The 13,856-nt window shown below is 71.1% G+C and carries 14 protein-coding genes; 5 read left to right on the top strand and 9 right to left on the bottom strand.

The window, feature by feature from the left end; all coding sequences use genetic code 11:
* Positions 1-114: 114 nt before the first annotated feature.
* A complete protein-coding gene (locus tag ACFYWI_RS27560) occupies positions 115-369 on the bottom strand; it encodes a hypothetical protein (protein ID WP_389237570.1) in 255 nt (84 codons plus the stop codon).
* Positions 366-791: an ArsR/SmtB family transcription factor gene (locus tag ACFYWI_RS27565; RefSeq protein WP_389237572.1), complete on the bottom strand. Its 426-nt coding sequence runs from the start codon at positions 789-791 to the stop codon at positions 366-368. Before ACFYWI_RS27565 ends, ACFYWI_RS27560 begins: the two co-directional genes overlap by 4 nt.
* 229 nt (positions 792-1,020) lie before the next feature.
* Here ACFYWI_RS27565 and ACFYWI_RS27570 point away from each other — a divergent pair, with 229 nt between their 5' ends.
* The 4 genes from ACFYWI_RS27570 (at position 1,021) to ACFYWI_RS27585 (ending at position 3,393) form a co-directional block, all read left to right on the top strand.
* Positions 1,021-2,382, top strand: coding sequence for a glutamine synthetase family protein (locus ACFYWI_RS27570; protein ID WP_389237574.1), 1,362 nt, complete (start codon positions 1,021-1,023; stop codon positions 2,380-2,382).
* A gap of 141 nt (positions 2,383-2,523) precedes the next feature.
* Entirely contained in the window at positions 2,524-2,790 is a 267-nt protein-coding gene (locus ACFYWI_RS27575) for a hypothetical protein (RefSeq protein ID WP_389237576.1), read from the top strand.
* 5 nt (positions 2,791-2,795) lie between these two features.
* Positions 2,796-2,933: a hypothetical protein gene (locus ACFYWI_RS27580; protein ID WP_389237578.1), complete on the top strand. Its 138-nt coding sequence runs from the start codon at positions 2,796-2,798 to the stop codon at positions 2,931-2,933.
* A gap of 268 nt (positions 2,934-3,201) precedes the next feature.
* On the top strand, positions 3,202-3,393 hold the full coding sequence (locus tag ACFYWI_RS27585; RefSeq protein WP_389237580.1) for an antitoxin: 192 nt from the start codon (positions 3,202-3,204) through the stop codon (positions 3,391-3,393).
* On the opposite strand, the gene ACFYWI_RS27590 is transcribed toward ACFYWI_RS27585, so the two are convergent.
* The 4 genes from ACFYWI_RS27590 to ACFYWI_RS27605 form a co-directional block, all read right to left on the bottom strand.
* Entirely contained in the window at positions 3,384-4,076 is a 693-nt protein-coding gene (locus ACFYWI_RS27590) for a hypothetical protein (protein WP_389237582.1), read from the bottom strand. The two genes, ACFYWI_RS27585 and ACFYWI_RS27590, sit on opposite strands and share 10 nt — an antisense overlap.
* Before the next feature lie 62 nt (positions 4,077-4,138).
* Positions 4,139-4,570: a VOC family protein gene (locus ACFYWI_RS27595; RefSeq protein ID WP_389237584.1), complete on the bottom strand. Its 432-nt coding sequence runs from the start codon at positions 4,568-4,570 to the stop codon at positions 4,139-4,141.
* Between the two features lie 63 nt (positions 4,571-4,633).
* Positions 4,634-5,149 (bottom strand): pyridoxamine 5'-phosphate oxidase family protein, encoded by a 516-nt coding sequence (locus tag ACFYWI_RS27600; protein WP_389237586.1) that lies wholly within the window; start codon positions 5,147-5,149, stop codon positions 4,634-4,636.
* A gap of 139 nt (positions 5,150-5,288) precedes the next feature.
* Entirely contained in the window at positions 5,289-7,490 is a 2,202-nt protein-coding gene (locus ACFYWI_RS27605) for a PIG-L family deacetylase (protein WP_389237588.1), read from the bottom strand.
* Positions 7,491-8,042: 552 nt separating this feature from the next.
* Between ACFYWI_RS27605 and ACFYWI_RS27610 the strand changes: the two genes are divergently transcribed.
* A complete protein-coding gene (locus tag ACFYWI_RS27610) occupies positions 8,043-11,033 on the top strand; it encodes a bifunctional [glutamine synthetase] adenylyltransferase/[glutamine synthetase]-adenylyl-L-tyrosine phosphorylase (RefSeq protein WP_389237590.1) in 2,991 nt (996 codons plus the stop codon).
* Positions 11,034-11,169: 136 nt separating this feature from the next.
* Here ACFYWI_RS27610 and ACFYWI_RS27615 read toward each other — a convergent pair whose 3' ends face one another.
* The 3 genes from ACFYWI_RS27615 to ACFYWI_RS27625 form a co-directional block, all read right to left on the bottom strand.
* Positions 11,170-12,078 (bottom strand): phosphatase PAP2 family protein, encoded by a 909-nt coding sequence (locus ACFYWI_RS27615; protein WP_389237592.1) that lies wholly within the window; start codon positions 12,076-12,078, stop codon positions 11,170-11,172.
* A 100-nt stretch (positions 12,079-12,178) separates the two neighbouring features.
* Complete coding sequence (locus tag ACFYWI_RS27620) at positions 12,179-13,264, bottom strand: LacI family DNA-binding transcriptional regulator (protein ID WP_389237594.1); 1,086 nt, start codon at positions 13,262-13,264, stop codon at positions 12,179-12,181.
* Positions 13,265-13,301: 37 nt separating this feature from the next.
* On the bottom strand, positions 13,302-13,823 hold the full coding sequence (locus tag ACFYWI_RS27625; RefSeq protein WP_389237596.1) for a GNAT family N-acetyltransferase: 522 nt from the start codon (positions 13,821-13,823) through the stop codon (positions 13,302-13,304).
* Positions 13,824-13,856: the final 33 nt, after the last annotated feature.

Consider the following 13,856-nt stretch of genomic DNA (forward strand, 5'->3'; position numbering starts at 1 on the left):
TGCAGACCTGCCGCGGTGATGGGGTGGCTGTGCCTGGGATGTGTTCTCCATGAGGTGCGGCCGGGAGTTGCAGCTCCTGGCCGCACCGCGCTCGTACGAGCTGCTGCTACTCGATCACTCGATCTCGCGCATCATCTTCTCCATCGAGGTGAGCGAGACGCGGGTCTGCGTCAGCTCGTCGAGGGTGCGTCGATGCAGCTCGGTGTTGTCCTCCAGCAACGTGGCGTACTTGTCTGCCAGTTGGCGGTACTGCGCGTCGCGGGCGGCCAGTGCGCGAGCCCGCCAGGTAGCGGCGGTCTGCCAGACGATGACGATGAGAAGGAGGAAGAACCCGCCGGCTCCGACCGCTCCCACCAGATTCGCGTTCATGTGGCCGTCTCCTTCATCGTTTCCTTCTCCTCCTCGGGGAGCGTGCGTGCCGCCGCTGCGACGACCTCGGGGGTGAGGGCGTAGCAGAACGGCGTGAGCTCGAAGAACTTCATCGCCTTGCCGCCCTCGGACAGCTCCAGCTTCCCGGTGACGAGCCCCGCCGCCTCCAGTCGCTGCAGATGCATATGGAGCAGCGGCCGGCCGATGCCGAGCTCGCGGGCGAGCCGGCTGACGTAGTCACGGCCTCCGAGCAGCGCGGCGACGATCCGCATCCGGTGCGGATTGCCGAGGGCGGTGAGCACCTTGAGCAGGGCCTCACCACTCGGTTGGCCGGTACCTGGTTTTCCGGGGTCCGGTTCGTCGGGACGTGACCCTCCGGGACTCGGTTCGTCGAGCTGCCGGCCCGCCGGGAACTCGCCCATCGCGGCTCCCTTCGTTCGTATCTGTCAGTAAAGGCTGACGCACCCAGCGGCGACGTGTCAAAGGAAGCTGACACATGTCCGGGAGGAGTGAGGGGGGCCTCAGGGTCGTCTCGGGGTGTGCCCTGACCCACAATGGGCTCAGCCGCGGTGCGCAACGCGCCGGAAACCGATGGATGGCATGCTCGGGAGCGGCAGGCAGGGCGGCGTGACCGGCAAGGATGGTTTGGAAATGGATAAGCAGCAGGAATTCGTGCTCCGTACACTCGAGGAGCGCGACATCCGGTTCGTGCGCCTGTGGTTCACCGACGTACTCGGCTTCCTGAAGTCGGTGGCCGTTGCACCCGCCGAGCTCGAGCAGGCCTTCGACGAGGGCATCGGCTTCGACGGCTCCGCGATCGAGGGCTTTGCACGGGTCTACGAGTCCGACATGATCGCAAAGCCGGATCCGAGCACCTTCCAGATCCTGCCGTGGCGCGCCGAGGCCCCCGGCACGGCCCGGATGTTCTGCGACATCCTGATGCCCGACGGTTCCCCGTCCTTCGCGGACCCGCGCTTCGTGCTGAAGCGGATCCTTGCCAAGACCTCCGATCTGGGCTTCACCTTCTACACCCACCCGGAGATCGAGTTCTTCCTGCTGAAGGACAAGCCGGTCGACGGCAGCCGCCCCACCCCTGCGGACAGCTCCGGCTACTTCGACCACACCCCGCAGAACGTCGGCATGGACTTCCGCCGCCAGGCCATCACGATGCTCGAATCCATGGGCATCTCGGTCGAGTTCAGCCACCACGAGGGTGCGCCGGGTCAGCAGGAGATCGACCTGCGCTACGCGGACGCCCTGTCGACGGCCGACAACATCATGACCTTCCGCCTGGTCATGAAGCAGGTCGCGCTGGAGCAGGGCGTGCAGGCGACCTTCATGCCGAAGCCGTTCAGCGAGTACCCCGGCTCGGGTATGCACACCCACCTGTCGCTGTTCGAGGGCGACCGCAACGCGTTCTACGAGTCGGGCGCGGAGTACCAGCTCTCCAAGGTCGGCCGCTCCTTCATCGCGGGCCTGCTCAAGCACGCCGCCGAGATCTCGGCCGTCACCAACCAGTGGGTCAACTCCTACAAGCGCATCTGGGGCGGCTCGGCCCGCACGGCCGGCTCGGGTGGCGAGGCACCCTCGTACATCTGCTGGGGCCACAACAACCGCTCCGCCCTGATCCGCGTCCCGATGTACAAGCCCGGCAAGACCGGCTCCTCGCGCGTCGAGGTCCGCTCGATCGACTCCGGTGCGAACCCGTACCTGACGTACGCGGTCCTGCTGGCCGCGGGTCTCAAGGGCGTCGAGGAGGGCTACGAACTCCCGGCCGGTGCCGACGACGACGTGTGGGCGCTGTCCGACGCGGAGCGCCGCGCGATGGGCATCGCGCCGCTCCCGCAGAACCTCGGCGAGGCGATCGACCTGATGGAGCGCAGCGAGCTGGTCGCCGAGACGCTGGGCGAGCACGTCTTCGACTTCTTCCTGCGCAACAAGAAGCAGGAGTGGGAGGAGTACCGCTCCGAGGTCACGGCCTTCGAGCTGCGCAAGAGCCTGCCGGTGCTGTAAGGGCGCTGGTCAGATCACTATTTGAGTGTCCTGCCGCCACTCCGGGCCGACGGTCGTGAACCGTTGGCCCGGAGTCGTGTCGTGCGGACCTGCGACAGCCGGCCCCACCACCTGGGGGGCAGGCCGGAGGCGGCCGGCGCAGTGGGCACGCTCATCGAGCTGCTCGATCATGACCCTGACGACGATGTCCGCGCCGCGGCGATTTCGTCGCTCGCCATTTTCGAGCGTGCGGACGACGAAAGCACCCGGGAAGCCGCGGCCGCGCTCGACCGTTACGGACTCGCCCGATGCCGGCCTTCGCTCGCAGTCACTCCCCGGTGCGCTGCGGCGCACCGGACACCAGGCCGACCTGAGCGGCGGATCTGGCACTGGACGACGACACGCCTCCGGCCGTCCTGGCCGAACTGAAGCGCTTGATCGTGCAGCTCCAGACGTCCGGCTGGGCCGAACGGCGCGATGGGGACAGCTACCCGGATCCCGAGGACCGGGCACGCATGCTCGCCACCACCCTGGAGGATCTGCGCGAATACGCTCCTCCGAGTGAGCGGTAGGCGCGCAGCGTCCCCTCCTCCCACAGGAGCCCCCAGCGAGTCGACCGGCACGCCACGTATGGACATCGTTGATCGATCGCCGGCGGGCCGACCCGATCATCTCGGCATGCACATGGTGTGCCTTCGTCGACGGCGGCGGGCTCACGGGCCGGGCAGGGTGAGGCAAGAACCTGTCCTCGTGGCCCCGCCTTCTTGCTGGGGATGCGAACCGGGCCAGGTGCGGTGACTCTGGAGGTACGGGAGCCCATGTGGCGAGGAGGAAATCCCCATGTCCATGATGGACAAGATCAGGAGCATGCTGAAGGGCCATGAGTCCGAGGCCGACAAAGGTGTCGAAAGGGCCGGTGACACGATCGACGACAGGACTCAGGGCAAGCACCGGCGCCAGGTCGACACGGGTCAGGAGAAGCTGAAGGACCAGTACGGCTCGCAGGGCCGGCAGGAGCCGCCTCAGCCCTGAGCCTGCGTCCGTTCCGACTGCGCCGCAGGCCTGGGCGCGCCGTACCAGCGCCACTCGGTGAGACGAGCGTGGCCCGGCAGCTCGGCCCGCCCCGTCGCCCACAGCAGTGTGGGCCACGGGGCCGTGGTGCGCGGGGCGCCGGGAAACAGGCGTGTCAGGATCCGCGCGCACAGGTCCGCGGGCGGAGTCCAGGTGAGGCCGAGCCCTTTGGCCAAGTCGTAGGTGTGGACCAGGGATTCGACGATGCCCATCGCGGCGAAGCCCTCCGGGTCCGACGCCCCGAAGACGTGGTGGGCGCGGACATGAGGCGGTGTCGTACGCACCATGGCGGCCAGCAGGGCGCCGCTCGCCTCCAGCACCTGAAGCAGACCGGCGGGACCCGCCGCGCGGTTCGCGTGGATGGAGTTGGCGGGGCCGCCGGGCCTGCGGCTTTCGAAGACGAAGGGGACGGGGCCGTCCAACGGCGGTGTCCTCGGGCCCAGTTGGACGGCGTACGCGAAGAGGTCGTCCGCGAGGTGCTCGACCGTTTCCCAGCAGCTCCACTCGAGCGAGCCGGCCTTGCCGTCCCAGGCCGTCGGGGGCGCGCCGCGCAGAGCGGTGACGGCGAGTCGGACGGCGAGGTCGAGGTCGTCGGCAGTGACCGGCGTGACCGGCATGACGGGGGTGGTGGGTATCGCAGGCATGACAGGACCGTAGCCGGGCACGATCTGCTGCCGGGCGACGACCTCGGACCTCGCGCCGGGCGTCAGCGCTCGGACAGCGGTGAGGGGGCTTCCTGGACGCACCACGTGTTGCCGTCCGGGTCCTTGAAGAACATGAAGGAGTTCCACGTCTCACCCGGACCCTCCTCCCAGCCCGTCGCGCCCACGTGCTGGATCGCCGTCACGGGCACGGACTTCGCCGTGAGCTCGGCGTGGGCGGCCGCGATGTCCGTGACGCACAGCTGCAGGCCGTGGAGCGTGCCCGGGGCCATCTGCGGCTGGTCGGGGTGTGACGGCATACCCGCCAGCATGGCGATCGAACAGCGGGAGCCGGGCGGCGTCAGCTGGATGATGCGCATCCCCGGAGCCACCTCGTCGTCGAGATCGACCTTGAAGCCGCAGCCCTCCTCGTAGAACTTCTTCGACCGGTCGAGGTCCGAGACCGGGACCGGGATGACTTCAAGGGTCATGTCCATCGGTGAGCTCCCTGGGGTGTATAGGTGGATCACTGAATGGTTCACTGTGCCGATCACTGTGGATCACCGGGCGAACTGCCAGCGTGTCTGGCCGAACACCTCGCCCTTCGCAAAGCCGAACGCCGTCCGCGGCGCCACCCGGAACACCAGGGCGGGGCCGCCGTCGCCGACGAAAACGTCGTCCCGGACGTCGAATGTCCACTCCGGACCGTACTTCTCGATGTACGCCCCGGCCAAGGCCCGCAGGGTCGGTTCGTCGGTGACCCGGACCGCCTCGCCCTCGATCACCACATCCGGCCCCTCGCTCAGGGAGTTGACGCCCGTCGTGAGGACGACCTCCCGATGGTGGCGGAGGTTGCGGGCCTTGCGCTCGTCGGCACCGGTGCAGAAATGCAGCCCTCCCTCGTGCCAGACGGCGATCAGTGGGGTGACGTGCGGGCGGCCGTCCGGCCGGACCGTCGTGAGCCAGAAGGTCTCGGCCGTCCGCAGCCGTCCGACCGCGTCCGACCAGTCGGCCGCCGACGCCTTCGGGTCGCTGTAGCGGGCATCGAGCTCGGTCAGCGGCTGGTTCTCGGACATGGCGCGGTCCTCTCGTAGCAGGGTCACCGCATGTGTAGACCGCGCCGGTCGCCGGTACTCATCGGTCCCGGCTCGGCCGGGCGGAGCCCGTGGCGCAAGCGTCCGGGCTCAGCCACCAGCGGCGTGCGGCGGCCCGCGCTCAGCCCACCGGGCGCCACGCCGTCGGCGGTGTCCGCCCGTCGGTCTCGGCCCAGTACAGGCGGCCCTCCTGGCCCAGCGCCGCCAGCGCCGTACTCTGCCGCCCGGTCTGTGCACCCGCGGGTGCGCCCACGAACGGCGAGCCGGCCGTATGCCAGGTCGTCGGCCCGGTCTGCGCGGACTGCGCGGACCGTACGGCGGCCTGGTCGGCGCGGCCTGCCTGCCCGTGCCGGTCCGGGGCGACCAGCGCCGTGCCCGGGACACCCGTCCCGGAACGGAGCGCCAGCACACCGTTGCCGGGCCCCGACGCGCTGACCGGGCCGAAGCCGGCCGGACCGCCGAGATCCGAGAGGGGGGAGGCCAGCGGTCCCGAGAAGTGGACGGTGCGCGCCGCGCCCGATCCGGGCTTGCGGAACCACAGCCGTACGCCGTCCCCGTCCGCGGCCGCGGCCGCGGACAGCGCGAGCGTCGTGGGCGGCAGCCCGGTCGCCGTCGGGCCGCTCAGCGGCGCGCCGGGCGCCGTCTGGGTCCACGACAGCACCGACCCCGGGGTGGCGACGAAGACGTGCTGGCGGCCTGCAGCGTCGGAGGCCACGGCCGGATCGCCGTGCAGATCGTGGCCGCCGCGCTCCTTCCACGGCGTCCACGAGCCGTCCGCCCGCTGGGCCGTGGAGCTGAGCGAGTGGTGGCCGTTGCGCAGATAGACCGTCATGCGCCCGGCGTTGTCCACCGTCGCCGCGGGGGCGCTGATGTCGGAGAGGCCGGATGCGTCGTCCCTCTCGGGGGTGCCGAGCGAGAGCCACGGCCCGAACGTCCCGTCGGGCGCGCCCTGCACGGCCATGACGACGTCCCTGCGGTAGTCGCCGGGCGCCCGGCCCAGCGTCGTACGGGTCGCGAACACGGCGATCCGTCCGTCCGCCAGCCGCACGGACGTGACGCCGCTGTCGATCCCCCCGCCGGCCAGCAGCTCCGGACCGCTCCAGGCGTCCTGCCCGCCCGCCGCCCGGTGCCAGACGGCGAGCCGGTTGTCGAGCACCGAGAACGCCCACAGCCCCCCGTCCCTGCCCGGCTGCAGCCACGACGTCGACTCGCCGCGGGTGTAGCGCACGGAGGACGCCCAGCCGTGCCCGGCAGGGCGCGCGGCCGTCTTGCGGTCGCCGCAGCCCACCGGATCGGCGCAGTAGTTGCGGGCGTCCGTCCAGGCGTACGTCCTGAGGGTGGCCAGCTTCGCCTCGGCACTCGCCGCATCCAGCGTGGCCGGCAGCCCGCCGGTGCGGTAGCCGAGATAGTTCTGCACGCTGAAGACCGGGTGGCCGGGGGAGGCCGCGTACTGCTCGAGCGCGGCCTGGGTGAACCGGGCGCCGAACGTATGGTCCTGGTGGTCCGAGGACTGGCCGGTCTCCTCGACGAGGCCGGGTGTCGGGTCCAGCATCCGCACATGCGTGGGCCGGAACCGCTCGAGCAGCCCGGCCACCGTGTCGATCACCTGCTGCCTGGTGTACGCGAAGTCGGCCTCGACCGGAGTGCCGGAGGAGAGCTGTGCGCCGAGACGGTCCACGCGACCGTCCCACAGCCCGTGCAGGCTGCTGGGACGGTCGCCGAGTATCGAACCGGCCTCGCGCAACTGCACCCACACCAGGCGGATCTCCGGCCGGGCACGCAGGGTGTCCAGCTCGGCCGTGCCGCCGCCGGCCGTGGGAATCGCCCTGCGCTCCCACGGGCTGGTGCGGTCGCCGGTGGCCATCTCCGCGTATGCCGCGCGGATGCCGTTCTGCCGGGCCTCCGCATAACGGGCCTTGTCCGCGAGAGGCGGCGTGACGGGGGCCAGCGGGCCGGTACGGGCGGCATTGACCCCGTCGGACTCGCCCGCCGTGAGATACACCGAGGTGAGGTTGCGGCGCGCGGAGATCGACTGACGGGTGTCCGGGTTCATGAAGAACAGGTCGTCGTCGGGGTGGGAGACGATCTGCATCACAGAAGCGGTGGTGGCGGTACGGGGCGTGGGGGCCGGCTTCGGCTGGGTACGCGCGGAAACCGCCTTGTGCCTCCCGCCCGAGGCGCCCGGCGCCGCCTGGGTGTCGGAGGTGGCGAGCGCGGCGCCGGAGAGCCAGCCGATCCCGATGAGGGGAGCGGCGATCATGGCTGCCTTCGTGCCCCGGTGGGACAGCAGGGCGGGGCGGCGACGGAACCCGGACGTGCGCATGCGGAAGGGCCTTCGATGTTCAACAAGGGCAGGATCTGGCCAGCAAGATCGGGGTGATCGCCGTCGGCCGGCCGAGTAAACGGAATACTGAGCATGAAGGTCGGCGGCGCCGAACGGCAATGAACATGGCGTATCTCACGCCGCGTCCACGCGGTACGTCCCTTTCGACCGCGCGGCGCCGGATGCGTGGCGCAGGGCCGGGGCCCGTCCGGTCGCACCGAGCAGGCGTCGGGCGCGGCCCGCACCCGTCGGTCGCCCGGCCCGGCCGGGCGCGTATCGGCTCGCGTCGGATCCCGCCCGGCACGCCTCGGTCGCCCCGCCCGCGCGGGTCGGTAGCTCCGCCCGGCAGGCGCCGATCGGCTCGGTCGGCTCTCCGTGCCCACGCCCCACGCCCCACGCGGCGCGAACCGGCCCGTGTGCCGTGAGCGGTGCCCCGCCCCTGCTCCAGGTCCCGCGCACGCCCCGCGTGGGCCGCGGGGTGCGCCGCGGCGTGCGGAGGCTAGGCTCGAATCCGCAGCTTGATCGCACAGTCGGACAGGACGGGAGACCGGGATGACGGGGCCGGGGCGCAGAAGCAGTACATTCACCCGACTGCTGCGGCACGGCTTCACCGACCCCTCCGCCGCCCAACGGCTGCTGGACCTGCCCGACATGTCTTCCGTACGCAGCGATCCGGTGCTCCTCGACTCCCTCGGCGCGAGCGCCGACCCCGATCTGGCGCTGCGCTCCCTCGTACGCCTGGTGGAGGCGCAGGAGCCCGGCGAGCGCCGGCGCCTGCTGGACACCCTGATCACCGCGAAGCCGCTGCGCGACCGGCTGCTGGGTGTGCTCGGCGCGTCCGAGGCGCTCGGTGACCATCTGGCCCGCCACCCGCGCGACTGGCAGGCGCTGGTCACCTACGAGGCTTCCGACCTGCACCCCGGTGTCGAGGAGTTCGAACTCTGCCTCACCGGCGCGGCCGACCCGGTCTCCCTGCGGGTCGCCTACCGCCGCTGTCTGCTGTCGATAGCCGCCCGCGACGTGTGCGGCACCACCGATGTCGCCGAGGCTGCCGCCGAGCTCGCCGACCTGGCCACCGCGACCCTGCGCGCCGCCCTCGCGATCGCCCGCTCCGCCGCGCCCGCGGACGCCGCCGCCTGCCGTCTCGCCGTGATCGCCATGGGCAAGTGCGGCGGCCATGAGCTCAACTATGTGTCCGACGTGGACGTGATCTTCGTCGCCGAGCCCGCGGACGGCGGCGTGGACGAAGGCAAGGCCGTCCAGGCCGCCACCCGGCTCGCCTCCCATCTGATGCGGATCTGCTCCGAGACGACGGTCGAGGGCACCATCTGGCCGGTCGACGCCAATCTGCGCCCCGAGGGCCGCAACGGGCCGCTGGTGCGCACACTCTCCAGCCATCTCGCCTACTACCAGCGCTGGGCCAAGACCTGGGAGTTCCAGGCCCTGCTCAAGGCCCGGCCGGTGGCCGGCGACCTGATCCTCGGCGAGGAGTACATCGAGGCCGTCGCCCCCCTTGTGTGGCAGGCCGCCGAGCGCGAGAACTTCGTGCCCGACGTGCAGAAGATGCGCCGCCGTGTCGTCGACAACATCCCCGTGGCCGAGGTCGAGCGCGAACTGAAACTCGGCCCCGGCGGACTGCGCGACGTCGAGTTCGCCGTACAGCTGCTCCAGCTGGTGCACGGCCGCAGCGATGCCACCCTGCACAGCGGTTCCACCCTGGAGGCGCTCCAGGCTCTGGCGGCCGGTGGCTACGTGGGCAGGGCGGACGCGGCCCAGCTGGACGACGCGTACCGCTTTCTGCGCGCCATGGAGCACCGCATCCAGCTCTACCGGCTGCGGCGCACACATCTCGTGCCCGAGGACGAGGCCGATCTGCGCCGCCTCGGCCGCTCCCTCGGGATGCGCACCGACCCCGTCGCCACCCTCACCAAGGAGTGGAAGCGGCACGCCTCCGTGGTGCGCAGACTGCACGAGAAGATCTTCTACCGGCCGCTGCTGGACGCCGTCGCGCAGCTGGCGCCCGGGGAGATCCGGCTCAGCCCGAAGGCGGCCGTCCAGCGTCTGGAGGCCCTGGGCTACGCCGACCCGGCCGCGGCCCTGCGCCACCTGGAGGCGCTGACCGCGGGCGTGAGCCGCAAGGCAGCCATCCAGCGCACGCTGCTGCCGGTGCTGCTGGGCTGGTTCGCGGACTCGGCCGACCCGGACGCGGGACTGCTCGGCTTCCGCCAGGTCTCCGACGCACTCGGCAAGACGCCCTGGTACCTGCGCCTGCTGCGGGACGAGGGCGCCGCCGCCGAGAACCTGGCGCGCGTGCTGTCCGCCGGCCGGCTCGCCCCCGACCTGCTGCTGCGCGCCCCCGAGGCGGTCGCGATCCTCGGCGACCCCGAGGGCCTGGTGCCGCGCGGCCGGGACCATCTGGAGCAGGAGGTGCTGGCCGCCGTCGGGCGCGCCGACACCGCCGAGGCCGCCGTCACCACCGTCCGCGGGGTACGCCGCCGGGAACTGTTCCGGACCGCGGCAGCCGATCTGATCGGCTCGTACGGCACCGAGGACAGCCCCGCCGAGGCCGACCCGGGTGCCCTGGTGGACCGGGTCGGCAACGCGATCACCGACCTGACCGCTGCCACCATCGCGGGCGCGCTGCGGGCCGCCGTGCGCGAGGAGTGGGGCGACACCCTGCCGACCCGGTTCGCGGTCATCGGCATGGGCCGCTTCGGCGGGCACGAGCTCGGCTACGGCTCCGACGCCGATGTGCTCTTCGTCCACGAGCCGCGCGAGGGCGTGGACGAGCAGGAGGCCGCGCAGGCCGCGAACACCGTCGTCACCGAGATGCGCCGGCTGCTGCAACTGCCCACCGCGGACCCGCCGCTGCTGATCGACGCCGATCTGCGGCCCGAGGGCAAGAGCGGTCCCATGGTGCGCACACTCGCCTCCTACGAGGCCTACTACCGCCGCTGGTCGCTGGTGTGGGAGAGCCAGGCGCTGCTGCGCGCCGAGCCCATGGCGGGCGATCCGGAGCTCGCGGCCCGGTTCGTGGAGCTGGTCGATCCGCTGCGCTACCCGGCGGAGGGTCTCGGCGAGGACGCGGTACGCGAGATCCGCCGCCTCAAGGCCCGTATGGAGTCCGAACGGCTCCCGCGGGGCGCGGACCCCATGCTGCACGCCAAGCTCGGCCGAGGCGGTCTCAGCGATGTCGAGTGGACGGTCCAGCTGTTCCAGATGAACCACGGCTGGGCGGAGCCGGGTCTGCGCACGCCCCGCACCCGCGAGGCGCTGGCGGCCACGCACGCGGCGGGCCTGATCGACACGGAGCACGCGCAGATCCTGGACGAGGCCTGGGTCCTTGCGACCCGGGTCCGCAACGCCGTGATGCTGGTACGCGGCCGCGCCGGAGACACCTTCCCGTCCGACGGCCGGGAGCTGGCCGCGGTGGGGCGCTACCTCGGGTACGGGCCAGGACATGTGGGCGACATGCTCGACGACTACCGGCGCATCACACGGCGTGCACGCGCGGTGATGGAGGAGCTGTTCTACGGGGCGTAGGGCCGGGGCGGGTCCGAGAGCGCCGGGAGCGCGGGGTGTGCCCGGGCGGGCAGCGCATCCTCGGGCACCGCATCCTTGGGCAGGGCGTCCGCAGGCACCGCATCCTCGGGCAGGGAGAGCCCGAGCCCCGGGGATTTCAGGTGCGTGCGGCGGGCAGGAAGCGGCGCAGGCCGTTGTTCGGGTCGCGCGGCAGGGCCGAGGGCGCCGGCGCCAGCTTGGGCAGCTGGTGCGGCAGCGCCCGGAACCAGGCGTAGGAGACCGCGAAGCCGAACGCCAGGCACATCATGCCGCCCACCGCGTCCAGCCAGAAGTGGTTCGCCGTGGCCACGATGACGACCAGCGTCAGGGTCGGGTAGAGCACGCCGAGGATCTTGGCCCAGGGCGCGGTGGCCAGCGCGACGATGATCATGCCGCACCACAGCGACCACCCGATGTGCATCGAGGGCATCGCCGCGTACTGGTTCGACATGTTCTTGAAGTTGCCGGAGGCCATCGAGCCCCAGGTCTCATGGACCAGGACCGTGTCGATGAAGCGCTGGCCGTTCATCAACCGAGGCGGTGCGAGCGGGTACAGGTAGTAACCGACAAGTGCCACACCGGTGGTACAGAACAGGACGAGTCGGGCGGCGGCGTAACGGCCCGGGTGCCAGCGGTAGAGCCACACCAGCACGCCGATGGTCACGATGAAGTGCAGCGTGGCGTAGTAGTAATTCATCGACACGATCAGCCATGTCACCGAGTTCACGGCGTGGTTGACCGTCTGCTCCACTGCTATGCCGAGGGTCCTCTCGACGTCCCAGATCCAGTCCGCGTTGCGCAGCGCCTGGCTCTTCTGCTCCGGCACGGCATTGCGGATGAGGGAGTACGTCCAGTAACTGACCGCGATCAGCAGGATTTCGAACCAGATCCGCGGGCGGCGGGGCGACCGGGGGGCGCGGGGAGTGCGCTGCCGGGTGCGGGCAGGAGTTTGCGCGGCCTCGTCGTCCACCATGGGTGACGGGGTCGCCGTCCGGCCTTCCAGAGTCTTCACGGTCGCTTCACCCATGGGACGAGAGTCTGCCAGATACACGGCTCACCACTGATCATCCCTCGGTCGGGTTCAGGCCGCACGCGGTACACCTTACGGACGACTTACCCCCCCCAGGTCACCCCAGGGGTGCGGAAATCGTCGCGGAAGCGGGAGCAGCCGCCGTTGAACCGCGAACCACCAGCTCCGGCATGAAGACGAACTCGCCGTGAACGGGAGTCCTTCGCTGAGCCGGCGGCGCCCCGGTGGGCCGGCTGTCGCCGATCTCCTCCAGCAGGGTGCGGACCGTGGCCTGGCCCATCGCGGGCACAGGCTTGCGGATCGTGGTCAACGGCGGATCCGTGAAGGCGATCAGCGGCGAATCGTCGAATCCCACCACGGAGATGTCGTCGGGCACTTCGAGCCCGCGCTGCCGCGCCGCCCGTATCGCCCCCAGGGCCATCATGTCGCTGGCGCAGACAACAGCCGTACAGCCGTGGTCCATCAGTACGGAGGCGGCCGCCTGGCCGCCCTCCAGGGTGTAGAGCGAATGCTGGATCAGCTCGGTCGCGATCACCCGCGCAGCCGGCCCCAGCTGGTCCCCCACGGCCTCGACGAACCCTTCGATCTTCCGTTGTACGGGGACGAAACGCCGTGGTCCGAGGGCCAGGCCGAGCCGGGTGTGACCGAGCGAGATCAGATGAGTCACAGCGAGCCGCATCGCCGCCCGGTCGTCGGGGGAGATGAACGGCGCCTGCACCTTCGGGGAGAAACCGTCGACCAGGACGAAAGGGACGCCCTGTGAACGAAGTCGATCATAACGCCGCATGTCGGCGGTGCTGTCCGCGTGCAGCCCGGAGACGTAGATGATTCCTAAGACGCCTCGGTCCACCAGCATCCCGGTGAGTTCGTCCTCCGTGGAGCCGCCCGGCGTCTGGGTCGCCAGCACCGGCGTGTAGCCCTGCCTGGTCAGCGCCTGCCCGATCACCTGCGCGAGCGCGGGGAAGATCGGGTTCTCCAGTTCGGGGGTTATCAGGCCGACCAGGCCCGCACTGCGCCGGCGCACTCGTACGGGCCGCTCGTACCCGAGCACGTCGAGTGCGGCGAGCACGGACCGGCGGGTGGTCGCGGCGACCGACGGCTTCCCGTTGAGAACCCGGCTCACCGTCGCTTCGCTGACCCCCGCCTGGGCTGCGATGTCGGCCAGGCGCGCGGGAGCGGTCACAGGATCGGACTGTACCGGTCGTCCTTCCGGCTGCCCATCAGGCGAGTCGCTTCTCGAGCAGCAGTACCCCGTAACGGCTGCCGTCAGCGGCCGCCTTGGCGGGCTCCTCGCCGGCGACGCGGTACCCGGCGGCCTCGTAGTACGTCCGCAGCCGCGGGTTGCGGCTCAGACAGTCCAGCCGTGCCAACTCCCGCCCGGCGGCGGCAATGCGCCGTTCGGCATGGGCGAGCATCACCCGCCCCGACCCGGTCGGCGCCTGCCCACGGGCGGTCATCAGACGGTGCACATATCCGGCGACCGGCGGCTGAACTCCCCACGCGGGCTCGTCGTCCCACCACACCTCGTACGCTCCCGCGATCCGAAGCCCTGCCTGCTCCAGCAGCCAGACCTCGCCCTCCTTCATCCGGCGCCGGAAGTGCGCGGCGTCCTTGCCGCCGGGCTTCCACTGGTCGATTCCCCTGCGCAGCATCCAGTGCGCCGCGTCGTCGTACAGCGCGACCAGGGCGGTCACATCGGCGGTGGTGTCCGCGGCACGTCGGAAGGCGGAGTCGGCGATCATGACAAGAGACTATGACCGACCCGGCCACCGGAG

The organism is Streptomyces sp. NPDC002889 (assembly GCF_042888425.1).
In the GTDB taxonomy this organism is placed as follows: Bacteria; Actinomycetota; Actinomycetes; order Streptomycetales; family Streptomycetaceae; genus Streptomyces.

Bases quoted from the DNA above. Each gene is read 5' to 3' on its own strand.
- ACFYWI_RS27610 (WP_389237590.1), top strand. From the start codon at position 8,043: ATGACGGGGCCGGGGCGCAGAAGCAGTACATTCACCCGACTGCTGCGG.
- ACFYWI_RS27600 (WP_389237586.1), bottom strand. From the start codon at position 5,149: ATGTCCGAGAACCAGCCGCTGACCGAGCTCGATGCCCGCTACAGCGAC.
- ACFYWI_RS27615 (WP_389237592.1), bottom strand. From the start codon at position 12,078: ATGGGTGAAGCGACCGTGAAGACTCTGGAAGGCCGGACGGCGACCCCG.
- ACFYWI_RS27590 (WP_389237582.1), bottom strand. From the start codon at position 4,076: ATGCCTGCGATACCCACCACCCCCGTCATGCCGGTCACGCCGGTCACT.
- ACFYWI_RS27595 (WP_389237584.1), bottom strand. From the start codon at position 4,570: ATGGACATGACCCTTGAAGTCATCCCGGTCCCGGTCTCGGACCTCGAC.
- ACFYWI_RS27560 (WP_389237570.1), bottom strand. From the start codon at position 369: ATGAACGCGAATCTGGTGGGAGCGGTCGGAGCCGGCGGGTTCTTCCTC.
- ACFYWI_RS27625 (WP_389237596.1), bottom strand. From the start codon at position 13,823: ATGATCGCCGACTCCGCCTTCCGACGTGCCGCGGACACCACCGCCGAT.
- ACFYWI_RS27605 (WP_389237588.1), bottom strand. From the start codon at position 7,490: ATGCGCACGTCCGGGTTCCGTCGCCGCCCCGCCCTGCTGTCCCACCGG.
- ACFYWI_RS27570 (WP_389237574.1), top strand. From the start codon at position 1,021: ATGGATAAGCAGCAGGAATTCGTGCTCCGTACACTCGAGGAGCGCGAC.
- ACFYWI_RS27565 (WP_389237572.1), bottom strand. From the start codon at position 791: ATGGGCGAGTTCCCGGCGGGCCGGCAGCTCGACGAACCGAGTCCCGGA.
- ACFYWI_RS27585 (WP_389237580.1), top strand. From the start codon at position 3,202: ATGTCCATGATGGACAAGATCAGGAGCATGCTGAAGGGCCATGAGTCC.